The organism is Enterobacter sp. EGD-HP1 (genome assembly GCF_000733275.2).
In the GTDB taxonomy this organism is placed as follows: domain Bacteria; phylum Pseudomonadota; class Gammaproteobacteria; order Enterobacterales; family Enterobacteriaceae; genus Enterobacter.
In genome coordinates this window covers 292,839-316,730 of the sequence record NZ_AVOP01000001.1, presented here as the reverse complement: position 1 = coordinate 316,730, position 23,892 = coordinate 292,839, and the positions used below count along the sequence as shown (strand labels likewise).

The window sequence follows — 23,892 nt, the reverse complement described above, 5'->3', positions numbered from 1 at the left end:
TAAGACGAGCTTCTGTTGTATGCTTAAGTGCAATTCATTTTCCTCTTATCCTGAGCTTTGTTACAGTGACAAGAGTTGTCAGCCAGGGATGTCAGGCGTGATAAGGTGGAAAAGCTCGTGCATGTGAAAAATACTTTTTACACAACAATCATTACCGTCATCATTGTCTCATTGATCATCTCGCTGTCGCTTGCCGTCCAAATTGCTACGTCCAGGCAGCAGTCAATCCAGCAAATTAATACCAGCGTCGCTAACCTGAGCCATACCCTTGATGTTTACACTGAGGGGATCATGCGCCAGAGTGAAATGTTAATTACTACCATTTCCGACATAATCGAAATTTATGGCATGACCCCGCAACAGGCGAGCCATATTCAGCGAATGATAAATAATCAGGATAATCTGCTTACCCAGATTAATAATGTGGTTGTTTACGATGCCAGGGGCGATATATTTACCGCATTGCACGAAACGTTTACGGGCCCACGCAAAGGATCGGACAGGTCATTTTTTATCTATCACCAGGAAAATAAAAATCAGCAGATTTTTATTGGCGAGCCCGTTGTCAGCAGAACCAATGGTAAATGGGTTATCACCATTAGTCGGCGCCTTGACACCCACACCGGGGCATTTAATGGTGTGGTGGTGGTGACGCTGGGTATCGAGAATTTTCTCGCGCTCTACGGGCAGATTAATATTGGTCACGCGGGCGTCATTGGCTTAACAACCGAGTCAGGCGTGCTGCTGGTCCGTTATCCTTTTAAAAATACCTATATCGGGACGATTGTTTCTGACTCACCTCTCTTCAGGAAATACCTTAAGGTACAAAATACCGGGATAGCCCGTTCCGTTTCGCGGTTTGATAAAATCGAACGCATTTATGCCTATGAGAAAAACAGACGCTACGGACTGGTCACCACCGTGGCCGTCAGCATTGATGAAGCCCTCGCACCGTGGCGCAAGCAGGCCATTCAGCTGGCGGTACTCATTTTCGTTTTCACGGCGATACTCATCGTCGCGTCATACTTCCTGTATTCCGACTTATCCAGAAAAAGCAGAGATAATAAGGCGTTGAAGATTATCGCCTCTGAGGATGCGCTGACCGGGCTTTACAACCGTCGCATTTTTGATGAAAAAATCCTCTCGGAAATCGCGCTTTGTGCCGCGCATGATGCACCGATTTCGATACTGATTGTGGATGTGGACTTCTTCAAAAAATACAACGATAACTACGGCCATCCTGAAGGGGACCGATGTCTGGCGCTGCTGGGAAACAGCCTCAGGGAGAGCCTTACCCATGATAATCAGGTTGTGGCGCGCTACGGCGGTGAGGAGTTTGCGTTGATATTGCCTGATACCGATATCCAGGAGGCGCTTCGACTGGCGCAGACAATTATTCGCAATGTGTTTTCCCTGCAAATCGAGCATGCTTTTAGCCCCTTCGGGCGGGTGACGGTAAGCGTCGGAATTTCTACCGCGCGAGCGGTCGACATCGCGGGCAGCCAGCAGAATATCATTATTGCCGCCGATCAGGCGCTCTACCAGGCAAAACGCGCAGGACGTAACCGGTACGCGTTTGTTGGGGTATGACAGGAGATGAAGCTCACATAGAGTGATGCTTATCACAAATTTCCTTTCTCAGATCCTGTGCTATTCTTTTTGTGTCGTTGATTTAATGACAAAAACCATACAGAGAGGAAAGTTATGGGAATTTTATCCTGGATTATCTTTGGGCTTATTGCGGGTATTCTGGCGAAGTGGATCATGCCGGGCAAAGATGGCGGTGGGTTTATCGTCACCGTAATACTGGGGATTGTCGGCGCGGTAGTCGGCGGCTGGATCAGTACGTTATTCGGTTTTGGCAAAGTCGATGGCTTTAACTTCGGCAGCTTCGCCGTCGCGGTGATCGGTGCGCTGGTTGTTCTGTTTATCTACAGAAAAATCAAAAGCTGATCCTTAACGCGTTAAAAAAGGCTGCCAGATGGCGGCCTTTTTTACGTGGCGGGTTTACCACCAGCCTAGCTGCGTGCCGGCAAACGCCGCGATGGCAACGATCAGCATAATGAGGGTCGTTTTTCTCATTTATGCCCCCGGAGCCGCGTAACCACCGACAAAAAACCACGCTAAAAAAATCACCGCCGTTATAAAAATAACGACCGGGAAGAGGATCCCTATTCTCATACCATCACCTGTTTCGGTTTCTATAACGCCGTAGAGTGTACGGGGTTAATCCATAGTGAGAAAGCGTGTTTTGCTTTTTCCTTTCTTATCCTGATACATCGCGACATCCGCGGCGCGTAATGCGCTGTCAGGATCGGTTATCCCTGGATCCACTTCGATAACGCCGAGGCTGGCTCCCGGATAAATAATATGAACGCTGCCCAGCCAGTATTCACCGGCAATGCAGGCGCTGAGGCGCGTTTTGAGCAGCGTAACCTGTGGGTTATCCCCGTCCTGGTGAGGCTGGCTCAGCGACGCCACCAGAAATTCATCGCCACCCAACCGGCCAATGATATCGTCCTGCTGTTTTTCCTCCGTCAAACGCTTGCCCACTTCAATCAGGAACTGGTCGCCAGCCTCGTGGCCGTAGCGATCGTTAATCAGCTTGAAATCATCCAGATCGATGAACGCGATGACGGTATTACGTTTAAGGTGGCGCGCCAGCGAAAACAGGGTGGTCAGATCTTCAAAAATGGCGCGACGGTTGGGTAAACCGGTAAGGGCATCCGTGTAGGAGTGCGCGATGAGGGCCGCGTTGGCTTCGCGAAGCTGGGTTACCAGCGACTCTTTCTGAATGGACTGGGCAATCAGCCCGGCGAATAACTTCAGAACCTGTTCACCGCGCTCGCTCAGCGGCTTTCTGGCCGTGCTGGTGGCGCAGAGCGTTCCGTATAGCGAACCATCCGCAAGATGGACAGGAATACTCATGTAGGTCGTAATGCCGAGCGCTTTCGCCGCCTCGCACTCCGGCCAGCGTTCAGGAACGTCGTTGCTGAATACGGTGTCGCTATCCAGCGCGCGCTTGCACAGTGTTTCATCCCACGGGACGCTGAGTCCCTCAGGGATTGTCATCTGCTTGCTGTTGCGGGCGTAGAGGATATGCTGCAGTCGGGCTTCGATATCTACCTTGGTGAGGTAAGTCGACTCCATATCCGTCACGATCTCCAGCATCTCCAGCAGCTGACGTACGAGACTTTCAAGGGATTGTTCAGTGGCGAGGGTTTCTGAAACACGGGCAAGGATAATATCCGACATGACGTAGAATGACTCCCAGGCAGAAGACGTCTGCATCTGCATGTTATGCTGAGTTTTTAGACTTCAGGCATAGTAAAACATGAATACAGAAAATTTAATATATGCAGGGAGAGGGCAGCAGGAGAGAAAAAAAGCCCCGTTGTTGAGACCGGGGCAAAGACATCTTGATTACGGAATGATGTTCTCTGGTCATATCGAGAACACGCCTCACTATAGTGTTGAAAAGTGCAGTTAAAATGGAGAAATCATGGAGAAAGCGGCGGTGACCCGTTACCCTTAGACCGTAATCATGTCACAAGGATCAATGAGATGAGATTTCTGCTTCTGGCGGTGGCGCTTCCCCTGGTGGCCTGCACCGCAAAAACGACCCCACCCGATGCCCCGAAACCGCCGCACGCTATCGGTATGGCGAACCCGGCCTCCGTGTACTGCCTTGAGAAAGGCGGGGAACAGATCCCGGTTCAAAGCCCGCAGGGCGTACGCACGGAGTGCAAACTACCGGGCGGTGAAGTGATCGATGAATGGACGCTCTATCGTCGCGATCGTCCGCAACCCACCAGGTGACAGACGTATAGTGCCTGCGATACACTTCTCTTTAGGATTATTCTTAGCCAGTCCTGGCTATTGTTATCGTGAGAGAAGTATGTTTCAGCTTAAACCGGGCAGCATGGCGATGATCGTGGGTGCCCGCACGGCGTCAGGCCGTCGCAATATTGGTAAATCTGTTGAGCTGTTTGGCCTGTGCCAGCCCGGACAGCGTTTCGTTAACCCGGTCAACGGCGTGATGACGCAATTACCCGCAACCGCCGATCGCGCGCTTTGGCTGGTGACGGGTGATGTTTACGCCTTTGATAATCAGCACGGCTTTGCGTTTGTCCGCGCCGAACATCTGATGCCGCTCACTCCCGATGAAGCGCCGCAAATCCTCGATGAGCTGGCGATCGGCTGATCAGAGATGGCGCAGCCAGTCGGCTAATACCAGGGCGTGATTTTGCTTCGTGTCTTTGGCAGCAAAGAGCAGGGTGACGGTCTGCCCGTTCGCCAGCGTCGCCAGACGCATTCCCTCGTCAGCGTGCTGCGCCAGCTCTTCCCGATAGGCCTTACTGAAAGCGGCGAAATCAATGGTTTCGCTGTGAAAGGCCTTGCGTAATTCATTTGAAGGCGTGAGCGCTTTACACCATTCATCATACGCGAGGTCCGTTTTTTTAACGCCGCGCGGCCACAGTTTGTCCACCAGCACCCGATAGCCATCGTCCGGACCTGCCTGTTCGTACACGCGTTTGCATTGAATCATGATTCCACCCTCCCAATTTAAGGTATTGTGATAATTGCAGAAGATCGGTAGTCTGAGGTTCCTTATGTTATCTGATAATACTCTGGCATAAGGAACCTTTCATGGAACACCTCCCGGTTAAAACGACGCTGCGCATTGCGCTGGTTGGCGATTACAATCCCAATGTTATTGCGCATCAGGCGATCCCGCTGGCCATTGACGACGCCGCCGCAGTTCTGGACCTCACCGCCGATTACGACTGGCTTCCTACCACGGAGCTGACAAGCCCTGAAGATCTGGTGGGCTACGATGCCATCTGGCTGGTTCCCGCCAGCCCCTATAAAAACACCGAAGCAGCCTTTATCGCCGCGCGCTACGCCCGTGAAAACGGCATTCCGTTCCTTGGCACCTGCGGTGGGTTCCAGCATGCGCTGATTGAGTATGCCCGCAATGTGTTGGGCTGGGCCGATGCGGCACACGCTGAGACGGATAGCGAAGGCACCATGGTGATTGCGCCGCTGACATGCTCGCTGGTGGAAAAAACTGATGCCATTGAGCTGCGCAAAAATACGCTGATCGCGAAAGCGTACGGCAGGCCGGAAATTGAAGAGGGGTATCACTGTAACTATGGCGTGTCGCCGGCGTTTGCACAGGCGCTGGAAAGCGGTGATATGCACGTCACGGGATGGGACGAACAGGGTGAAATTCGCGCCGCAGAGCTGGTTACGCACCCGTTCTTCGTGATCACCCTATTCCAGCATGAGCGTGCCGCGCTGGAAGGACGCCCGGTCGTGCTGGTGCAGGCGATGCTGCGCGCGGCTCGAGGGTAAGAAAAGGCAGACCCGATGGTCTGCCACACTGTTTAACGGGGCGCGATCTCCCGGTCTCGCCCGGCGAGCACGCCGCAAATAGCCATTATCACGGCGGCAAGGGCGCAGCCCAGAAGCGGGATCCGCCAGTCTCCCGCGCTATCGTGAATTTTCCCCATCAGCGGAGGGCCGCAGGCGGCGAGCAGATAGCCAATCGACTGCGCCATGCCGGACAGCGCCGCAGCCTGGTGTGCAGAGCTGGCGCGCAGGCCGATGAACGTCAGGCCGAGGATCATCGTTGCTCCTGTGCCAAAGCCAAACACCAGCGTCCACATCACCGCCATGTCAGGCATAAACCATAGCCCCGCCGCGCTTACCGCGCACAACAGCGCCACCGCGCCTGCAATGGCCCGCTGATCTTTCAGACGGTGGAGGACCAGCGGCACGGCAAGCCCCGGCACGGCCGTGGCCAGCTGCAGCAGCCCGTGCACCGAGCCGGCCTGCGCTTCGCTGTAGCCGTGGCTGAGCAAAATCGCCGGCAGCCAGCCGATGATGACGTAGTAAATCAGCGAGTTAATCCCCAAAAAGAGCGTTACCTGCCAGGCGAGAGCCGAACGCCAGATGGCGCGATTATGCAGCGCGCCAGCGCCCGTTACCGTCGCAACGTGTTTCTGACGCCACTGCGGCAGCCAGAGCAGCAGCGCGACCAGCGGAAACGCCATCAGCATCAGCAGCGCGCCATGCCAGCCCGCGCTACCCTGCGCCAGGGGCACAATCATCGCTGAGCCAAACGCCGCCGAGACGCCCATCGTCAGGGAATAGGCTCCGGTGAGTTTCGCCACCTGTCCCGGAAAGTCACGTTTGATTAATCCGGGTAACAGCACGTTCCCGAGCGCAATCCCGCAGCCGATGACCGCTGTGCCAATGAAAAGCAGCCCGGCGGAGGGCAGCGAGCGAACCGCAATTCCGGCGCAAATCAGCAGCAGGGCGACAAACAGGCTGCGCTCCATGCCGATACGTCGGGCAACGCCTGCGGCGAGGGGTGAGACAAGGGCGAAAGCCAGCAGGGGCAGGGTGGTCAGCAGACCGGTTTGCGCCGTGCTTAAGCCATAATCAAGACGAATAGTGTCGAGCAGCGGAGCTGCGCCGGTAAAGGTGACGCGAAGCGTAGTGGCAATCATCAGGATGCCTGCAATCAACAGCGCGCCGTGTTTTCCTGAGGTGCGAATGGCAGTAGTCATTATGTTCTCATACGTTCAAGCGAGCGCACACAATACCGATTTTCTCCGCGGTTGAAATCAGGCTAAAATGACAGTTTATCGCTAAAATCGGACAAACTGATGATTGGTCTGGGACTGGAGGGCTACGATCCTGATAGCCAGCACGATGCGGCCGTCGCATTTCGCATCCGCGTGGTGGCGGAGGAACAGTATATTCCCCGACATCATCACCGTAAGGGACAGCTGATTCTGGCGCTCGGCGGCGCGATCACCTGCGAAGTGGAAAATGCCATGCTGATGGTTCCGCCCCAGTACGCCGTCTGGATCCCCGGCCAAATGCCGCACAGTAACAGGGCCACGCCGGGCGCGCAGCTCTGCTTTTTGTTCATTGAGCCGGGGGCTGCAAGCTTGCCTGACCGCTGCTGCACTCTGAAAATCTCTCCTCTGGTGCGGGAGCTGATTTTATCCCTGGCGGAAAAATCGCGTGAACAACTCCCTCTTACGGCCACGTCGCGCCTGGTGGACGTTCTGTTTGACGAGCTGCCGCTCCAGCGTCAGGAACATCTGCAGCTGCCCGTCTCGCCCCATCCTAAAATTCGGCTGATGAGCGAGAAGATGGCGGAAGAGCCTGCCGACTGGCAAACGCTGGCGCAGTGGGCGAGCCACTTTGCCATGAGCGAACGCAGCCTGGCGCGGCTGGTGGTGAAAGAGACCGGTTTAAGCTTTCGCCGCTGGCGCCACCAGCTGCAGCTGATCGTGGCGTTACAGCATTTGATAAGTGGGAAATCGGTACAGCAGGTGGCACAGTCACTGGGATATGACTCTACCACCGCGTTTATCACCATGTTCAGGAAGGGGCTGGGCCAGACGCCAGCGCGTTATATGGCCAGCCTGACTACGACTTCCCGATAAACAGAGAGACCAGGCCTGCCGCAATCAGCGGCCCCACCGGTACGCCGCGAAACAGCGCCACGCCCAGTACGGTGCCCACCAGCAGACCTGCCACCAGCGAGGGCTGGCTGCTCATCAGCGTAACGCCGCGTCCGCCCAGCCATGAAACAAAAACCCCCACCGCGATCGCCACCAGCGATTTCCAGTTTACAAACGAGTGCAGCAGGGTTGAGGCGGGAAGCGTACCGCTGGCGATGGGCGCCATTACCCCGATGGTTAAAATGATGATCCCGATGGTGAGGCCTTGTTTTTCTATCCACGGGAAAAAGGTATTTAACGGGGTCACGCGAACAATAATCAGCACCAGAATCGAGATGGCGACGGTGGTGTTATGGCTGACAAAGCCGAGCGCGGCGAGTGCCAGGAGAATGAGCAGAGTAGGGTCAAACATAGGGAATCCTTGCCTAAATAATTAACCTGCTTACAGTACGCGCAAACGCGACGCAGGACAGTTTTAAAAAGATTTTATTGTTGTCATAACCTTGTCATTTACGCGGATTAAAACGGAGGCAGATATCGCAAAAGGGGTCGCCATCATGAACGATCACATGTTTGTTGAAACGCTGATTATCTCCTCATCGTTTTTCGCTATTGCCGTTATTCTCGTCGCCTCCGTGCTGTTCCTGGAAAGAAAAGGCTGACCGGATCGTCAGCCATCGCGGTTACGCTTTATGGAAGGTCACCAGTTCAGGACGAGCGATGCGCAGGTAATCCTGGGTATCCATAATCACGGATTTCTCCAGCAGGCCGGCGTTAAACGCGATTTCGTCAAAGCGCTCGAACAGCAGCGGGTCGGCAACCAGCGCCAAATCAGGATGGAAGCTAAAGGGCGGAATAGCGCCGAAAACGCAGGCGGTCAGGGTATCGACCTCGGCCGGGCTGGCGAGGGAGGCCTTCAGCCCGCCAAAATGGCTGGCAAGCTGGCTCAGGTCAGCCTGCAGATCGGCGGCGAGGATCGCCAGAACGTGTTTTTTTACACCGTTTCCCTTCACCTTGCAGACCAGAGCTTTGGCGCCTTGCCGCAGATCGGTCCCGCGAATTTCACTTACCGCTTCACATTTCCCGACCGCCTCGTGCTCCATGACGCGAAAACGCGCGCCCTGCTCGGTGAGTAAGGTAATCAGTTGCTGGTGGGTTCCTGTGCCAATAACGTCGTCAGTCATAACGATTTTCCCGGTGATAATCCAGTATGCAGCGTTCTACATTAGCACGGGATAAGCGGGGTCGAAAGAAAACAGCCAGCGGGTTCGCTGGCTGTGGGATTATGCGTTGCTGGTAGAAGCTTGCTTGTGGAACAGCTCCCTGAACACCGGATAAATATCATCCTGGTCACGGATATGTTGCATGGCAAAATTATCGAACATCGACTGCAGATGTTCATATTCCCGCCACAGGGTCTGGTGCGCACGACGGGTGATTTCGATATAGCTGTAGTAACGCACCACCGGCAGAATTTTCTTCGCCAGAATCTCGTGACACAGCGGTGAGTCATCGGCCCAGTTATCGCCATCGGACGCCTGCGCGGCATAAATGTTCCACTGCGCCGGGTCGTAACGCTCTTTCACTACCTCATCCATCAGCTTCAGAGCGCTTGATACGATGGTCCCGCCGGTCTCCTGCGAGTAGAAGAACTCATGTTCATCCACCTCTTTCGCCTGAGTATGGTGACGGATATAGACCACCTCCACGTTCTTATAGGTTCTGCTCAGGAACAGGTAGAGCAGAATATAAAAACGCTTCGCCATATCCTTGGTGGCCTGGTCCATCGAGCCGGATACGTCCATCAGACAGAACATCACCGCCTGGCTGGAGGGCTCAGGGCGTTTTTCGTAGTTCTTGTAGCGCAGGTCAAAGGTGTCAATAAACGGTACCCGTTCGATCTTCGCCCTCAGCTCTGCAATCTCTTTACGCAGGCGCTCCTCTTCCAGCAGTTGCGCCGGTTCAGTGTTTTCCACGACCTTGAGGCTGCTCTCCAGCTCGCGCAGTTCGCGGCGTTTTCCCGCCGTCATCGCCGTGCGTCGCGCCAGCGAATTCTGCAACGAACGCACAACGCTAATATTGGCGGGCACGCCGTTGGCGGTATAGCCCGCGCGGTGGGTTTTATATTCATTAAGCTGACGATGCTGATTCTTTTTCAGATTCGGCAGCGCCAGGTCTTCAAACAGCAGGTCGAGATATTCATCTTTCGAAATCTGGAAGACAAATTCGTCCTGACCTTCACCGTCCTGGCTGGCCTGTCCCTGACCGCTTCCTGAACCACCGCCGCCGCCCTGAGGACGCTCAATTCTGTCGTTCTGAACGAAGTGGTCATTACCTGGATGTACGCGATGGCGCAGGCCGCCTCGCCCCTGATGAAACATCGGTTCGCTGATGTCATCGGTGGGGATGGAGACAGATTCGCCGCTGTCGACGTCGGTCACCGAGCGTTTGTTGATGGCCTCGGAGATAGACTGTTTAATTTGCGCTTTATAACGACGCAAGAAGCGCTGGCGGTTAACCGTGCTCTTGTTTTTGCCGTTAAGACGCCGGTCAATAAACCAGGTCATATACCCCCCGTACTGCATTTGCCAACTTGCATTTTGTAGGCCCGGTAAGCGCTAACCGCCACCGGGCACTTGTTTTAAGACGATTTACGCACGCGCAGATACCATTCGCAGAGCAGGCGGACCTGCTTGCGGGTGTAGCCTTTTTCCATCATACGGTCGACAAAATCGTCGTGCTTTTTCTGCTCATCGGTTGAGGTTTTGGCGTTAAACGAGATCACCGGCAGCAGCTCTTCGGTATTGGAGAACATTTTCTTCTCAATGACCGTGCGCAGCTTCTCGTAGCTGGTCCAGTTCGGATTGCGTCCGTTGTTATGCGCTCTGGCGCGCAGGACGAAGTTCACAATCTCGTTACGGAAGTCTTTCGGGTTGCTGATCCCGGCAGGCTTCTCGATTTTTTCCAGCTCCGCGTTCAGGGATTCACGGTCAAACAGCTGGCCGGTATCCGGGTCGCGGTACTCCTGATCCTGGATCCAGAAGTCAGCATAGGTGACATAACGGTCGAAAATGTTCTGCCCGTATTCTGAATAGGATTCCAGGTAGGCCGTCTGGATCTCTTTGCCAATGAACTCGGCGTATTTCGGGATCAGGTAACCTTTGAGGAACTCCAGGTAGCGTTCAGCCTGCTCCTGCGGGAACTGCTCGCGTTCGATCTGCTGCTCCAGCACGTAGAACAGATGAACCGGGTTGGCCGCCACTTCCGCATGGTCGAAGTTAAAGACGCGGGAGAGGATCTTAAACGCGAAGCGCGTGGACAGACCGTTCATCCCCTCATCAACCCCGGCATAGTCGCGGTATTCCTGATACGACTTCGCTTTCGGGTCGGTGTCTTTCAGGCTTTCACCGTCATAAACGCGCATTTTCGAATAGATGCTGGAGTTTTCCGGCTCTTTCAGACGCGAAAGGATGGAGAAGCGTGACAGCGTTTCCAGCGTGCCCGGCGCGCAGGGGGCATGCACCAGCTCACTGTGGTTAAGCAGCTTCTCGTAAATTTTGATCTCTTCGGAGATCCGCAGGCAATAAGGCACCTTGACGATATAGACGCGGTCAAGGAAGGCCTCATTGTTTTTGTTATTACGGAAGGTCACCCATTCAGATTCGTTCGAGTGGGCGAGAATAATCCCGTTAAACGGCAGGGCGGAGATACCTTCCGTCCCGTTGTAGTTGCCTTCCTGGGTAGCCGTCAGCAGAGGATGCAGCACTTTAATGGGTGCTTTAAACATCTCGACGAATTCCATAATCCCCTGGTTCGCGCGGCACAGCGCGCCTGAGTAGCCGTAGGCATCCGGATCGTTTTGCGCGAAGTTTTCCAGCTTGCGGATGTCGACTTTACCCACCAGCGCCGAGATGTCCTGGTTGTTCTCATCGCCGGGTTCTGTTTTGGCGATGGCGATCTGTTCAAGGATAGATGGCCAGACTTTCACTACGCGGAACTTGGTGATGTCGCCACCAAACTCGTGCAGGCGTTTTGCCGCCCACGGCGACATAATGGTCCCGAGGTAGCGACGCGGGATGCCATACTCTTTATCCAGAATCTGCGCATCTTCCTGCGGATTGAACAGGCACAGCGGATGGTCGTTCACCGGGCTGCGTTCACCGTTGGCGCTCAGCACATAGATAGGCACGCGCTGCATCAGCGACTTCAGGCGTTCAGCCAGCGAGGATTTACCGCCACCCACCGGGCCGAGTAAATAGAGGATCTGTTTCTTCTCTTCCAGACCCTGAGCGGCATGCTTCAGATAGGAGACAATCTGTTCGATGGCATCTTCCATACCATAGAACTCTTCAAACGCCGGATATCGGGCGACCACCCGATTCGAAAAGAGACGGGAAAGCCGAGGCTCCAGGGCAGTGTCAACCATGTTTGGCTCACCAATAGCCATCAATAGCCGTTCTGCCGCATTGGCATAGGCACTGCGATCTTGCCGACAGATGGTAAGAAACTCCTGCAGTGTGAACTCTTCGTCCTTGGCAGCTTCATAGCGCTGGCGATAGTGATCGAATATATTCATGGCATGCCGTCCTTTCGTTTTTTAGCACAGGATAAGAGCCGTTCGTATGAGTAGTGGAGGCTCCCGGAAGAGAATCTCTCGCACCCCACTGCCAGAGCAGCAACCTGTGTGCCAGGTCAGACGCTAAGAACCGCAGGTGTTCAGGAAAACTCTTCTTAAATTAAAGCGTAGATGGCATTTGCAAAACTTGCATGCCCAGAAAATCTACTTTCAATGACATATCAATAACTCATCCAAAAATTTCCACTGTCGTTATAAGACAAATGCACGTTTTTCACTCAGTGGTCATATAAATGTAAGCGGGCTGTCATCTGAAAAGTTAAAAATAATGGGTTAATCAGACTGATTAGCAGGCAAAAAATTTTGGGATGTACGGGAATGGCGGTTACACTTCACCCGCTGATTATTTGACTACAGGAAAGAATGGATTGTGACCAAACTCAAACTTCTGTCATTAGGCATCCTTGCCGCGACCGCAGTAAGCACCGCACAGGCGGAAAGTCAGTGGACGGTTGGCGCGGGTGTTGGCGTCATTAACAGCCCGTACAAGCAGTATGACCGTGACGTTTATCCTGTTCCCGTTATCACCTATGAAGGCGATAACTTCTGGTTCCGCGGGCTCGGCGGCGGCTACTATCTCTGGAACGATACGGCTGATAAGCTCTCTATCATGGCCTACTACGATCCAACGCACTTCAAGCCGGGTGACAGCGACAGCCATGCGCTTCGCCAGCTCGACAAGCGTAAAAGCTCAATGATGGCTGGCCTTTCTTATGTGCATAACACCCAGTATGGCTTCCTGCGAACGGCTCTGGCGGGTGATACGCTGGATAACAGCAACGGCTTTATCTGGGATCTTGCGTGGTTGTACCGCTATACCAACGGTGGGCTGACTCTGACGCCGGGTATTGGTGTGCAGTACAACAGCGAGAACTACAACGACTATTACTATGGCGTCTCTAAAAACGAGTCCCGCCGTAGCGGTCTGAAGAGCTACAGCGCAGATGACGGCTGGGATCCGTACCTGGAGCTGACCGCAAGCTATAACTTCCTCGGCGACTGGAGCGTGTACGGTACCGGCCGCTACGAGCGTCTGAGCGATGAAGTGAAGGATAGCCCGATGGTCGACAAGTCCTGGGCAGGCATCTTCTCTGTCGGTGTGACCTACAAGTTCTGATTGTGCACTTACATTGTGCAATCGGTGCGTTAAAACGGGGCGCTTGCGCCCCGTTTGCTTTAATGTGGTGCGGCGAGATTATCGCTTAACAATGCGGATCGTCTGCCCTAAACGAGATGGCTTTTCTTCGCTCGCTTTCTGCGGGGTGGTCACGCGGGCCGTTTCCACGCAGACAAACGTTTTATACCCTTCATCCGTCATGTCGGCCATGCTGACGGACAGCGCAGGACCCGGGTTCCAGCCCACCACGTCGCTGTGATGATGATGGACCACTTCAATTCCGCGGTTCAGGGCGCCGTCGTGGATCACGCTGCACGCTTCCGGGTGCAGGTAGACGCGGTCGGTACGGTCAGGGAACGTTTGTACGCCGTCGCTCAGTTTACCTTCTTTGGCGTTATCCACTTTGTCGATATAGGTATCGCCCAGGCCGCTCACCTTCACTGCGCTGATATCACCCACGTTAAAATAGGTGTGCAGGGCAGAGGTGGTTTCGAACTCGCCGTGAGCCTCCAGTTCGATTTCACAGGTTTTACCCAGCTTAAATCGGGCGTACAGGGTGAAATCGTGCGGCCAGAGGGCGCGGGTTTCATCATTAGCCTGCAGCTCAAAGGTCAGCACCGCACCGTTGTCATCTTCGTTATGCGCTTTCAGCGTCCACTGCTGGTTGCGGGCAAAACCGTGAGACGGCAAACCCGGCTGTGCGGACGGCCCGAACCACGGCCAGCAGATCGGCACGCCGCCGCGGATTGCGGCGCCTTTTTTGAAGGAAGTCGCATCGCTCAGCCATAAACCTTCGGCTTCGCCTTCCGGTTTCCAGGAGAGCAGGTGGGCGCCGTTCAGCGCCACGGACGCTTTGACGCGCGGATGGTCAACGACGATAACGTCGGCACCGTCAATCTGACGGCGGGAGAGCACAGGGGTAAGTTGTTCGACTACCGGAAGTGCAAAAATTTTATTAATCATTAAGCAATCCTCTGTCTTATAAATAAAAAAAGGCGACCGAAGTGGCCTATCTTTATCTTTGAAATTCAGTAAGTTACTGTTTTTACAGTGACGTGGTTACAACATTCTACAGCATAAAACCACGCCTAACATCAGTCTTTAGGGCAATTTGTGGACACGCAAAAATGAAAAAGCCCCGCATTGCGGGGCTATTTTTATGCTGTGATTCACATCCATCCAAAACCACGAGCCATGATTCCAGCAAGACCTAGGGCGACGGCGATCAGGGCACCGAAGGTGATTCGGAAGTCAGTGCGCATATCAGTTCGAATCTCTCTGATATCACTTCGTACATCTTTAATATCGCCTTTAAGATCCTGAATATCTCGTTTGATGTATGAGATATCTGACTCAATGCGAGCTACGCGACCGTCCATTGAGGCATCGGAACTTGAAGCGTCACTTCTGCGCATACCCACTTGTCTAATACCTCCATACGAGAAGCCAATCTGTGGCGTTATGATATCACTATAGTTGCTCATCTTCAGCCCCTCCCTGATTCGCTTCAGACTGGAGCCATTGTAGAACGGGCGTCACAGCGTGCATGGTGATGTAACCGCAGTTCTCGCAAAACGACTTATAGTAATAATTATGATCCGTATCGCCAGCATGGCCTGGTTCAAGTCTAAAGTATGTTACGAAGCTTTTGCCATCGTCTCCTTTCATTAACTCATCTAAGTTTTTCTTCCCTGATATAGCAGTAACCTGCAAACCATCACGCTGACAACCAGGACAGATTGTTGTTACTCCCTTTGCATCCAGAAATCTAAAGAAATCGGATGGAGCAACCGATTCTAAGAGTTGAGTGAAAGCTTTTTTCTTACTTTCTACACTGTTGTTCTGGGTATCATCCAGTTGTTCACCCATTTTCAGAATCCTCATTAAGGGGGTTGAACTTGACCGCATCTTGCAGGAAGTCGGGCGCAAGATGTGCATAGACCATAGTTTGTTGAATATTTGCGTGACCAAGTATTTTTTGCAGCACTAAAATGTTGCCGCCGTTCATCACAAAGTGAGACGCGAATGTGTGACGTAGTGCGTGCACTGCCTGGCCTTTCGGCAGGTCAGGCGCAACTTTCTTAAGCGCTTCTCTCACAATGTCATAATCAACGTTAGAAAAAATGTAACCACGCCCCCGCGCCTTAAGTGCTTTCTCAAGTTTTTCACTTATCGGCACCGTGCGATCTTTGCCGTTTTTTGTATCGGTATACGTAACGCGGCCATGGGCAATACGTGTGCTCATGAGACCTTTAACTTCCCCCCAGCGCGCACCAGTTGAAAGTGAAAGCTTCGCCGCCAGTTGTTCATCTTCGGGAAGTTCAGCGAGTAGGGCGCTGATTTCGGCCCGAGTTAAAAATCCCATTTCGACAGTGGCGATTTTTAACTTCTTAGTACCGGAGAATGGATTTTCTCCATGGTAGTTTCCGGTCTCGATGAGAGTGGTAAACACTGCTGAGATTGCTGTGATATCGCGATTGATTGTGTTTGCTGTAACACCCGCCTCGAATCGTTTAGCCCGGTAGTCGGCAATCATTTTTTTGTTAATTTTATCTGCACGCGGATAGCCAAGCCGTTTATCAATCGCTTTAACTTTGTTGTGGGTATTGGTAGCAGATTTCATCATCTGGCCTTTAATCTGATACCAGAGGTCGATCAACTCGGAAAGCTGGCGTTTATCCGCTGGCCGTTCCTGCCACTCTTTATTGTGAAAAGACGCAACCGCCCAGCGCTCATACTGCTGAGCTTCGGATTTGGTTGTAAATCGTTTTCTAATCCGCTTCCCATTCCGACCCTGAGGACGCACGTCTACGAGATACCTGCCGTCAGGCAATTTAGAGACTGTCATTCGGCATCCTCCCAAAAGTTCACTTTGTAGGCGCAAATCCCGCCAGCTGACCAATTTTCCTTAATTTTCAATGCGACTAACCAGCCTTGTGGCCTTTTGGGTGGTCGGATGTGTTCTCTTGCCCATTAGGGGAGAGAGCCGGACAGATCTGTCCGGCAGATTCATTAGCTACGCCGGTCATTAGCCACAAGGTGTATTTACTAAAGTCTTTAGTCTCGATTACTCGATCAATAACGGTTATACCTGCGCCGGAACGACCAGACTCATAATTCTTTATAACTCCGATATTTATGCCTGTTAACTCTGCAAATCCTGCTTGGCTGTAACCTTCAGCCTCACGTATTTCTTTGAGCCTTTTTCCACGATCGCTTGACATGGTAGTGTTTTCACTCCTAATATTGCGCTCATTGGTAGTGAAAACACTTCCAACTAGCAATGGAAAACGGCTAACTGCAACAAACTACAGCAGAAAGCCCCAAAAGGTGAGAATAACACTATGCCTAAGAAGCTGAAAACCTCAGTGAATGCTGGGTCATTAAACAACCAATTACCTTCTGATTATCCATTCGGTAACCGTGTCTCCGAATCGCTTGCAGAATATGCAAAACGTATGGGGGTTTCAGTCGGTGCAATACGTACAAGAGCGGATCGGGGATTAATTCCGATTCTCCAGACTGCACCTGGCAAAAAGCGTGAAGTTAACCTTTATGCGCTTTATATGAACGCCCGTTACAAAGCCGAGCGTTACACTGAAATGATGAACTGAGGCAAAGACAATTATGGATATGATTCAATGCCCTTCATTTGCCAGCCTATTAACTAAAAGCCAGCAGATAACACACCGCGCCCACACCCAGGGCTGGATCGAAACCCCGGACGGGCGCTTCTTCCAGCCAAAGGCAACTGACGTGCAATTCATCAAACAGTCACGTTTGCCGTTTATGTCTCGCCCGCGTAAAAAGCGCCGCTGGTTCGCCCGCCTGATGGGCATCTTCGCTTAGTTCTGGTGAGGTGGATATGTTCATGGATAAAACAGGACAGCAACCGGGCCGCCGCAGTTTTCTGGAACAACGCGCCCGACTGCAAGCCAGTTTGAACGCCAACCGCGTGAACGATACGGCAACCCGCTTTAATCGCTTGGATGAAACTCGCAAGAAAGTGGTTTTCATCCTGGCGAATGATGCGGCCAGCCGCGTGGCCGGTTTACCACAACTGACCCGCAGCCACCTGAATTTAGCTTTTGCTGATCTGACCGAAGCGGAACAAACCTGCCTGATGATGGGGATTAAGCGCCTTTCAGAGTTCGCTGCGTCAATGCCGTGGGAATTTGAGGACTACGCCGCGCCCCGCGCTGAAATGCAGGCTTTACGTGACAAGCCGCCAGAGCCAGACAAACCAACCAATTAACAAATAACTGACCAAAAAAAAGAAACAGGCGCTAACGCGTCGGGCTTCTTGCACCCTGGAGAAAGTAAAATGATTCGTTCCCTTGTGAAATGGCCTGGTGGTAAAAGCCGCGTAATTCCCGATCTGCTGCCCCTACTGCCTAAGACGGATTGCCTGGTTGAACCGTTCGTCGGCGGTGCTTCTGTCTTCCTCAATACTGAATATCGCCGCTATATCCTGGGCGATATCAATCCAGACCTGATTAACCTTTACCGCCAGATAACTCGCTGGCCGGATGCAGTGATTATCGCCGCTCGCCCGTTGTTTAAGGTGTATGGCGATAAAGACGGTTATCAGTGGGTCCGGGATGATTTCAACGCCCGTGCCAGAGATAATCTTTCTTCGCGTGAAGTTTTCGAAAACGGCCCGGACGCGGGCAAGATCCTACGCGCTGCGCAATTCCTTTATCTGAATCGCCACGGCTATAACGGCGTTGTGCGCTACAACCGCCAGGGCGGATATAACGTTCCCTTTGGTAAGCATAAAACCCCGCCTTACTTCCCCGAAGAACAGATCCGCTTGTTCTCTGAAAAGGCCAACGACACGAAAGCCGTTTTCGTTTGTTGCGACTACCAGAGCACATTAAAAATCATGATTGGCAACGATGCCGTTATCTACTGCGATCCGCCGTACCTGCCAGCAAGCGAAACAGCCAATTTTACCCAGTACCACACCGCCCCGTTTGGTGAGAAACAACACCGCCAGTTAGCTGCGGCCCTACTGGCTGCCAACCGACTGACTGGTTCGCCGGTGATCCTGTCAAACAGTGATACCCCAGTCACCCGTGAGATCTACAGCGCTTTCAAATTCCAGGAAATTAGCGTTAACCGTTCAGTGAGCGCGAACGCCATTACCAGGGGTGCCGCCAGCGAGGTGATCGGCGTCCTCAAAGTGTGCGACGGCTGCGGGCGTGCCGGTGGTGGTTGCTGCCCTGATTGCGGCCCAGTAATGGGGAATGCGACATACAAAGAAATGATCGCGACGGCTGCGGCGAATGGTGTGGAGGCTTTCCAGTGACTACCCGTTTGCAGATTACATGCGCCGCACCGCTGTGCGTAAGCAAGCGTGCAACCGTGGAATTAAGCCAGTACGCAAAAGGCCGGAGAAATTATTCCCGCATTGCGCCACATCATTACCTGGTGATCCGCCTAGTTTGCCGCTGGCGGTTGTTGAGTAAGGACGGCGGCAAGGTCTGGTCATTGCTGACCCACGAAAAGTACAACGTGGAAAGTAAGAAATGACGGATTTCGCCTGGCCCTGGAATAAGCCCCGCCCCGCTATCGGGGCGTTTACCTTTGAACCTGCAAAACTTACCCCGCTCGCCGGGGGGGTGGCGCATAATCCTGCCGTTGAAAAGCATATCGACCGGCTTATCAAACGCGCCGGTTATAACCCGGCTGAGGTTCGCAATCGTGGAGCGCTGATCCATGCGTTGGACAAATACGAGCCGCACGGCCTGCCGTTTGCCATACATCAAGAAATGGTCAGAAAAGAAATGGCCGCCGCAAAGGCCGCCGCAGCCGCATGGGCCAGCACACCGGAAGGTGTGGAGGCCCGTTTGTTGTCTGAGCCGTTTTTTATCCGCGAAGTCTGGCGCAAAAAAATCGACTGGTTACGCGCCAACCGTGAAGCCCGACACATTAATGATTTTCTTATGGGGACCGTGAAAAAATCATTACTGCGTCTTGATGTCGTGCGCAGCAAACAAGGCGTTGCGACAGACGTCAACAGCGAACTGGCCGCCTACTGGCATGGACGCTGGCAACGCCTGGCAGATTTCACCAAACGGGAAGCGTTAAGTGCCGCGCATGAGATTGCAAACCGCCTGGCGGAAATGCTTGAAACCGAATGCGCCGCTTTGGGCCTGACCGCCGAGGGCATGAGCGTTGAAGAACTGGACTGGATTTATTGCCACCTGGGCCGCGAAATGCTGGCCCTCCGCGTTGTGCCTCCTGCATGGACCGCGCCGTGGGAACGTGATCGAATCTTTACCGCCATTCTGCGTATGTGCTCGCCGGACTGGTGGGGCCGTAAAATCTGGCGTCTTCGCTGTGACTGGCGCGAAAACCAGTTGCGTGCAGTCGGCGCAGTTCATCGTAAGGCCCACGCCTATGTAAGCGCATCAAGCCTGGTTGAGTGGCAGGAACAGCGCCGTAAGAACCGCGAATTTTTCAAAAGCCATGAGCTTGTCGACGAAGACGGCAACGTTTCATCGCTTGAAGATATGATTAACAAATCCACGTCCAATCCTGCGATCCGCCGTCATGAGCTAATGGCGCGTATGGCTGGCGTGGAGCTTGTCGCCCAGAGCCGTGGCGATGTGGGCATCTTCCTGACCATCACTTGCCCGTCCAAATATCACAGCAATGTCGAATCCGGTCACCATAACGGCAAGTGGAATCACACAACCGTTGCCCAGGCGCAGCGGTATTTATGCCGCGTCTGGAACCGAGCAACCGCCAAACTGAAACGTGAAGATTTGCGCCCTTATGGCTTCCGTGTCGCGGAGCCACACCACGACGGCACGCCGCACTGGCACGCCTTGTTATTCATGCCGCAGGCGGAGGTTAAAGCCACCGTCGCGATCCTTCGCGCTTACTTCATTGCGGAGGACCGCGACGAACTGGGCCGCAATACCGGCGCTCGCTTCAAGTCCAAAAAAATGGATCCGCGCAAGGGGTCAGCAACGGCCTACATCGCGAAATATATTTCCAAGAATATCGACGGCCACGCGCTGGCCGGTGAGCTGGACGACGAGACGGGCAGGCCGCTGAATGAAACGGCCAGATATGCAATGGCGTGGGCATCGCTTCACCGCATCCGCCAGTTTCAGCCGCTGGGCCAGCCGCCTGTGTCTGTTTATCGCGAACTGCGCAAACTGAGCAACCAGCTAACCAACCAGCGCAAAATCGCGAATACCTTCAAACGTGGCGCGGCAATGCTGGCAGATCCCGAAATGGATGCGGTCTGCGCCGCTGCCGATGTGGGTTGCTTCGCCACATACATTTTGCGCCAGGGCGGTGTGTTGATCCCGCGTGAAAACTATGTCGTCCGTCTCGCCTATCAACCAGCCGATGAAATGAATGCTTACTGTGAGATCCCCGACAAGGTCTTCGGTGTCTGGTCGCCGCGTCTGGGGGAAGACTCCCGCATTTGCACGCGTCTGGTTAAGTGGACAATCCGCGCCAAATCAAAAGCCGCCACCGGGGCCAAAAGCGGCCCTGGCTTGGGGGTTGACGTTTTGCCGTCGCCACCCGGCGACGCTTGGAGTTCTGTCAATAACTCTACGGAAGACGAAAAAATCACCGATTTAGCGCCACACGTGGAGGATGTGACAGACGATTCAGAGGAAGAAATGGTCGATTTTGAAAACATGGATGACGCCACGCGGCGCAAGCTGGTTCGCCGGTTGCGGGAAATGCCTGTCAGAAGGGTAAAAACAGATTCACCGTATGATCCCGGCAGTGAACTGGATGTCTCCTGGCGGGTCGCAGTGGAGAAAATTAACTCGAAATCGGCTGAGGAAAGCGCCAAACGGGCCGCGCTTGCGCCAGCGGTTACCAGCTTGCTGGCTGATGCCTCCCTCTACGGGCTGGATATTTCTGAAGCACAGGCAATTTCACTGCTGAAAGGCAGCAGGCTGGAAATTAACGGGCAGGTTTACCGCACTAGTTCGGACGGCGAGTTAATCACACGTCAACAACCTGACGGAGGGCAGACGGTAAACAAACTATGGGAATGGTTAAGAGATAATCATGGCATTAGTTCAACTTGTATACGATTTGACCCAATGGGTGAGTATGCTAAAAATTTAAGATATAAACATAACAAATAAGTTTTTCTTTAAGGATTGTTAGGTGATTAATAGTTTTTTCTTGAAATTAATAGGTCATAATATTAATTAGTTTAAATCAGTTTTTTGCCTCTATAGTATCAAAAAGTGATCTTAATCAAACTATTAATTTTTGCCATGAAATTATTGCCATTAGAGTTGATGCTTTCAAATCAAAATCGTAAATTGTCAGTTCCATGTTTTCTCTGAGGGATTTTTATGCTTGATAGAATACAAAGGATTACTAGTGTTGGTTTGTTTAATGACATTACTCCTACTAGGATTTCTTTTAAAAAAACTTCATTGATTTACGGGGATAATGGTAGGGGCAAATCCACGCTTGCTTCAATAATGCGCTCTTACACAAAAACAGCCCCATCAATCTTATTGAAAAGAAAGACTTTAAATTCAACTCTACCGCAACTAGTTGATTTACAATTTACTGGGGGAAGAAGAGCTAAATTCGAAAATGAATCTTGGAATACGAAGTTTTCTGACTTTCACGTATTCGATTTGGACTTTATCGATACGAATGTTTACTCTGGCGGTGAAATCAGCCCGGGACATAGACAGCAATTACTGAGTTTCGCATTAGGGCATTCAGCGGTAAACGCCAGGGCAGAATTTGATGCATCTAATTCAGCAGTCGCCGAATGTACTAGATTAAAACGAGAGGCAGAAGCAAAATTAACAGGGTATCGTGGGCAGTTAACTATTTCTCAATACATAAGGTTAAGCAATGAAAATAACATTGATGATTTGATTGCAGCAAATGTTGCTGAGCAAGGGAAATCCAAACAAATCGATCTAATAAAAAGAAAAAATAAATTAAAGAAATTAACCGAGTTCAATTGTAATTTGGATTCTTTTTTCAACATAATGTACAAAACTGTTGATGAAATTGATGAAAATGCCAGTGTGATCGTGAAAGAGCATTTTCAGCATTTTCCTGCCGATGGGAGCGAAAAATGGATAGGCGAAGGTCAGCAATTCATTCATAAAAATACTTGCCCTTTCTGCGCACAAAACATTGAAGGTATTGCTTTAATAAATGCTTATAAAAACTATTTCAACGTTGAGTATAGTAATTTCATTTCAGAAATTGCTTCTCTAGATAGTAAGAGAATATCAATTTTATCAAAATTTAACTTGCCAGCTATTGAGCAGGAGCATGTCAATGTTACTGATGGTATTCATTCTTGGAGCGAATTCTTACAGTTAAATATATCTAATCCTAACTTCGAAAAACTGAAAGAACTGAAAGATAATCTTGATGCACAATTAAAAGAGTGCGTTCAGTTTAAATCATCCAATCCTCTTTCGAAGCTAGATGTTAAGTATGAGGAGGGAATTAAAACAATAATAAATGAAATGGCCCAATGTGTTAGCGATTTTAATACTCTAATTGATGGTTTGAACAACCAAATTGATGAGTACCAATTGAGTTTGGAGAATATAAATATTCAAGCTCTTACTCAAGAAAATACAAGACTAAACGCAATCAAAATACGACATTCAAAAGCAGTGCAAGATTTAATTGATGAGTACACAATAGCGAAAGCTAATGAAACGGCTGCTAAGGCGACAAAGGCTGCTAAAAGAGAAGCGTTAGATACTATTATGCAAACGACTCTAGGTAGATACGAGTCGGCTATTAATTCATTGTTACTCAAATTCGGCGCGGCTTTTACTATTGAGGAGATAAGTTATAATTATCTTGGAACCGGTGAGCCAAGAACCGAGTATGGGTTGAAGCTAAGAGGTAGTGAAATTACATTGCAAGGAGAAGACGCAGGCTTTAAAACCTGTCTGAGTGAAGGAGATAAGAGAACTCTGGCTTTTGCATTCTTCATTGCAGTAATTTCGGAAGATGAAAATTTAAATGACAAAATTGTACTAATCGATGATCCAATGTGCAGTTTTGATACTCATAGAAAACAGCAAACCATTACAGAATTAAAACTCCTAAATGACAGGTGTAAACAATTAATTATACTGGCACATGATGCTTATTTTATAAAAAGTTTGAGAGATGAATTCTTGAAAAGGGGAGTGGATGTAAATACTCTTTCATTGATAAAGGTAGTGCATGCACAAGGACAATTCAGTGATTTGATGGCTCTAAATCTTGATGATGAATGTGAGAGTCCTTACTATAAAAATCATAGGCTTGTGAGTGGTTATTTAAATGGAGAGCAATTCAATCCGCAAGATGTAGCTATTGCTATCAGGCCACTTCTGGAAGGTTATTTGCATCGTCGATTCCCTGGGCATATTTCACCGGGGAAACTTTTTGGTGAAATTATTCAGTTGATATTGTCAGCGCAGCCTAATACGCCTCTTCATAATGCATTATCGATTACTGATGAATTGAATCAGATTAATAGTTATGCAGGTAGGTTCCATCATGACACAAATCCGAATGCAGCTAATGAACTAGTTATTCATGGGGAGCTATCTGCATTTTGTTCAAGAGCGCTCAATATTGTTTATCGTGGCTCGATTTAGTGTAAAAAGGTTGCTCCT

The 23,892-nt window shown here is 51.4% G+C and carries 28 protein-coding genes; 15 read left to right on the top strand and 13 right to left on the bottom strand.

Features of this window, described 5'->3' with window-relative positions; translation table 11 throughout:
- Nucleotides 1–105 precede the first annotated feature (105 nt).
- Together N037_RS01545 and N037_RS01540 are read left to right on the top strand one after the other, a co-directional pair.
- Complete coding sequence (locus N037_RS01545; RefSeq protein ID WP_369796137.1) at nucleotides 106–1,590, top strand: sensor domain-containing diguanylate cyclase; 1,485 nt, start codon at nucleotides 106–108, stop codon at nucleotides 1,588–1,590.
- Nucleotides 1,591–1,704: 114 nt separating this feature from the next.
- On the top strand, nucleotides 1,705–1,953 hold the full coding sequence (locus N037_RS01540; RefSeq protein ID WP_008500746.1) for a GlsB/YeaQ/YmgE family stress response membrane protein: 249 nt from the start codon (nucleotides 1,705–1,707) through the stop codon (nucleotides 1,951–1,953).
- Between the two features lie 129 nt (nucleotides 1,954–2,082).
- Here the strand turns inward: N037_RS01540 and N037_RS24755 are convergent, their stop codons facing one another.
- Both N037_RS24755 and N037_RS01535 read right to left on the bottom strand, forming a co-directional pair.
- The gene (locus N037_RS24755; RefSeq protein WP_029739841.1) at nucleotides 2,083–2,181 is read right to left on the bottom strand and encodes a YoaK family small membrane protein; all 99 of its coding nucleotides are present in this window, start codon (nucleotides 2,179–2,181) and stop codon (nucleotides 2,083–2,085) included.
- Nucleotides 2,182–2,226: 45 nt separating this feature from the next.
- Entirely contained in the window at nucleotides 2,227–3,255 is a 1,029-nt protein-coding gene (locus N037_RS01535; protein ID WP_032639128.1) for a sensor domain-containing diguanylate cyclase, read from the bottom strand.
- 309 nt (nucleotides 3,256–3,564) lie between these two features.
- On the opposite strand from N037_RS01535, the gene N037_RS24535 reads away from it, so the two are divergent.
- Together N037_RS24535 and N037_RS01525 are read left to right on the top strand one after the other, a co-directional pair.
- A complete protein-coding gene (locus tag N037_RS24535; protein WP_023335322.1) occupies nucleotides 3,565–3,819 on the top strand; it encodes a putative hemolysin in 255 nt (84 codons plus the stop codon).
- A 79-nt stretch (nucleotides 3,820–3,898) separates the two neighbouring features.
- The gene (locus tag N037_RS01525; RefSeq protein WP_023335323.1) at nucleotides 3,899–4,204 is read left to right on the top strand and encodes a hypothetical protein; all 306 of its coding nucleotides are present in this window, start codon (nucleotides 3,899–3,901) and stop codon (nucleotides 4,202–4,204) included.
- On the opposite strand, the gene N037_RS01520 is transcribed toward N037_RS01525, so the two are convergent.
- Nucleotides 4,205–4,549, bottom strand: coding sequence for a DUF488 domain-containing protein (locus tag N037_RS01520; protein WP_023335324.1), 345 nt, complete (start codon nucleotides 4,547–4,549; stop codon nucleotides 4,205–4,207). It lies immediately after the preceding gene.
- A gap of 101 nt (nucleotides 4,550–4,650) precedes the next feature.
- Between N037_RS01520 and N037_RS01515 the strand changes: the two genes are divergently transcribed.
- A complete protein-coding gene (locus tag N037_RS01515; RefSeq protein WP_023335325.1) occupies nucleotides 4,651–5,358 on the top strand; it encodes a CTP synthase C-terminal region-related (seleno)protein in 708 nt (235 codons plus the stop codon).
- A gap of 32 nt (nucleotides 5,359–5,390) precedes the next feature.
- On the opposite strand, the gene N037_RS01510 is transcribed toward N037_RS01515, so the two are convergent.
- A complete protein-coding gene (locus N037_RS01510) occupies nucleotides 5,391–6,578 on the bottom strand; it encodes a CynX/NimT family MFS transporter (RefSeq protein WP_032638462.1) in 1,188 nt (395 codons plus the stop codon).
- A gap of 99 nt (nucleotides 6,579–6,677) precedes the next feature.
- Here N037_RS01510 and N037_RS01505 point away from each other — a divergent pair, with 99 nt between their 5' ends.
- Nucleotides 6,678–7,469, top strand: coding sequence for an AraC family transcriptional regulator (locus N037_RS01505; protein ID WP_032638460.1), 792 nt, complete (start codon nucleotides 6,678–6,680; stop codon nucleotides 7,467–7,469).
- Here the strand turns inward: N037_RS01505 and N037_RS01500 are convergent.
- Nucleotides 7,453–7,899 carry a DUF441 domain-containing protein gene (locus N037_RS01500; protein ID WP_003857881.1) on the bottom strand — a complete coding sequence of 149 codons (447 nt, stop codon included), beginning with the start codon at nucleotides 7,897–7,899 and terminating at the stop codon, nucleotides 7,453–7,455. The two genes, N037_RS01505 and N037_RS01500, sit on opposite strands and share 17 nt — an antisense overlap.
- 145 nt (nucleotides 7,900–8,044) lie before the next feature.
- Here N037_RS01500 and yoaI point away from each other — a divergent pair, with 145 nt between their 5' ends.
- The gene (gene yoaI / locus N037_RS24750) at nucleotides 8,045–8,149 is read left to right on the top strand and encodes a small membrane protein YoaI (protein WP_010430055.1); all 105 of its coding nucleotides are present in this window, start codon (nucleotides 8,045–8,047) and stop codon (nucleotides 8,147–8,149) included.
- 21 nt (nucleotides 8,150–8,170) lie between these two features.
- Here the strand turns inward: yoaI and N037_RS01495 are convergent, their stop codons facing one another.
- The 3 genes from N037_RS01495 to yeaG all read right to left on the bottom strand — a co-directional run bounded on the left by N037_RS01495 (nucleotide 8,171) and on the right by yeaG (nucleotide 12,063).
- Nucleotides 8,171–8,671, bottom strand: coding sequence for a YbaK/prolyl-tRNA synthetase associated domain-containing protein (locus N037_RS01495; protein ID WP_023335328.1), 501 nt, complete (start codon nucleotides 8,669–8,671; stop codon nucleotides 8,171–8,173).
- A gap of 99 nt (nucleotides 8,672–8,770) precedes the next feature.
- Nucleotides 8,771–10,054 carry a YeaH/YhbH family protein gene (locus N037_RS01490; RefSeq protein ID WP_032638458.1) on the bottom strand — a complete coding sequence of 428 codons (1,284 nt, stop codon included), beginning with the start codon at nucleotides 10,052–10,054 and terminating at the stop codon, nucleotides 8,771–8,773.
- A 74-nt stretch (nucleotides 10,055–10,128) separates the two neighbouring features.
- Complete coding sequence (yeaG, locus tag N037_RS01485) at nucleotides 10,129–12,063, bottom strand: protein kinase YeaG (RefSeq protein ID WP_008500713.1); 1,935 nt, start codon at nucleotides 12,061–12,063, stop codon at nucleotides 10,129–10,131.
- Between the two features lie 430 nt (nucleotides 12,064–12,493).
- Between yeaG and N037_RS01480 the strand changes: the two genes are divergently transcribed.
- The gene (locus tag N037_RS01480) at nucleotides 12,494–13,240 is read left to right on the top strand and encodes a MipA/OmpV family protein (RefSeq protein ID WP_032638456.1); all 747 of its coding nucleotides are present in this window, start codon (nucleotides 12,494–12,496) and stop codon (nucleotides 13,238–13,240) included.
- A gap of 78 nt (nucleotides 13,241–13,318) precedes the next feature.
- Here the strand turns inward: N037_RS01480 and N037_RS01475 are convergent, their stop codons facing one another.
- From N037_RS01475 to N037_RS23340, 5 genes are all read right to left on the bottom strand, one after another.
- Nucleotides 13,319–14,203, bottom strand: coding sequence for a D-hexose-6-phosphate mutarotase (locus N037_RS01475; RefSeq protein WP_032638453.1), 885 nt, complete (start codon nucleotides 14,201–14,203; stop codon nucleotides 13,319–13,321).
- Between the two features lie 206 nt (nucleotides 14,204–14,409).
- Entirely contained in the window at nucleotides 14,410–14,724 is a 315-nt protein-coding gene (locus tag N037_RS01470; RefSeq protein ID WP_231686661.1) for a hypothetical protein, read from the bottom strand.
- Nucleotides 14,711–15,109, bottom strand: coding sequence for a hypothetical protein (locus N037_RS01465; protein ID WP_050511206.1), 399 nt, complete (start codon nucleotides 15,107–15,109; stop codon nucleotides 14,711–14,713). The genes N037_RS01470 and N037_RS01465 overlap by 14 nt, the downstream gene beginning before the upstream one ends.
- Nucleotides 15,102–16,088: a phage integrase gene (locus tag N037_RS01460; protein WP_032638451.1), complete on the bottom strand. Its 987-nt coding sequence runs from the start codon at nucleotides 16,086–16,088 to the stop codon at nucleotides 15,102–15,104. Before N037_RS01460 ends, N037_RS01465 begins: the two co-directional genes overlap by 8 nt.
- A 76-nt stretch (nucleotides 16,089–16,164) precedes the next feature.
- Nucleotides 16,165–16,464, bottom strand: a complete 300-nt coding sequence (locus tag N037_RS23340) for a helix-turn-helix domain-containing protein (protein WP_032638449.1) — start codon at nucleotides 16,462–16,464, stop codon at nucleotides 16,165–16,167.
- A 120-nt stretch (nucleotides 16,465–16,584) separates the two neighbouring features.
- On the opposite strand from N037_RS23340, the gene N037_RS23335 reads away from it, so the two are divergent.
- The 7 genes from N037_RS23335 to N037_RS01435 all read left to right on the top strand — a co-directional run bounded on the left by N037_RS23335 (nucleotide 16,585) and on the right by N037_RS01435 (nucleotide 23,874).
- The gene (locus N037_RS23335; protein WP_072058752.1) at nucleotides 16,585–16,854 is read left to right on the top strand and encodes a DNA-binding protein; all 270 of its coding nucleotides are present in this window, start codon (nucleotides 16,585–16,587) and stop codon (nucleotides 16,852–16,854) included.
- A gap of 13 nt (nucleotides 16,855–16,867) precedes the next feature.
- The gene (locus N037_RS01455; RefSeq protein WP_032638446.1) at nucleotides 16,868–17,089 is read left to right on the top strand and encodes a phage filamentation protein Fil family protein; all 222 of its coding nucleotides are present in this window, start codon (nucleotides 16,868–16,870) and stop codon (nucleotides 17,087–17,089) included.
- A gap of 22 nt (nucleotides 17,090–17,111) precedes the next feature.
- Nucleotides 17,112–17,495 carry a hypothetical protein gene (locus tag N037_RS01450; RefSeq protein ID WP_197278565.1) on the top strand — a complete coding sequence of 128 codons (384 nt, stop codon included), beginning with the start codon at nucleotides 17,112–17,114 and terminating at the stop codon, nucleotides 17,493–17,495.
- 69 nt (nucleotides 17,496–17,564) lie between these two features.
- A complete protein-coding gene (locus tag N037_RS01445; RefSeq protein WP_032638442.1) occupies nucleotides 17,565–18,551 on the top strand; it encodes a DNA adenine methylase in 987 nt (328 codons plus the stop codon).
- Complete coding sequence (locus N037_RS23330; protein ID WP_072163841.1) at nucleotides 18,548–18,775, top strand: ParE family toxin-like protein; 228 nt, start codon at nucleotides 18,548–18,550, stop codon at nucleotides 18,773–18,775. Before N037_RS01445 ends, N037_RS23330 begins: the two co-directional genes overlap by 4 nt.
- Nucleotides 18,772–21,369 carry a replication endonuclease gene (locus N037_RS01440; RefSeq protein WP_032638440.1) on the top strand — a complete coding sequence of 866 codons (2,598 nt, stop codon included), beginning with the start codon at nucleotides 18,772–18,774 and terminating at the stop codon, nucleotides 21,367–21,369. Before N037_RS23330 ends, N037_RS01440 begins: the two co-directional genes overlap by 4 nt.
- A 216-nt stretch (nucleotides 21,370–21,585) precedes the next feature.
- Nucleotides 21,586–23,874, top strand: coding sequence for an AAA family ATPase (locus N037_RS01435; protein WP_032638438.1), 2,289 nt, complete (start codon nucleotides 21,586–21,588; stop codon nucleotides 23,872–23,874).
- Nucleotides 23,875–23,892: the final 18 nt, after the last annotated feature.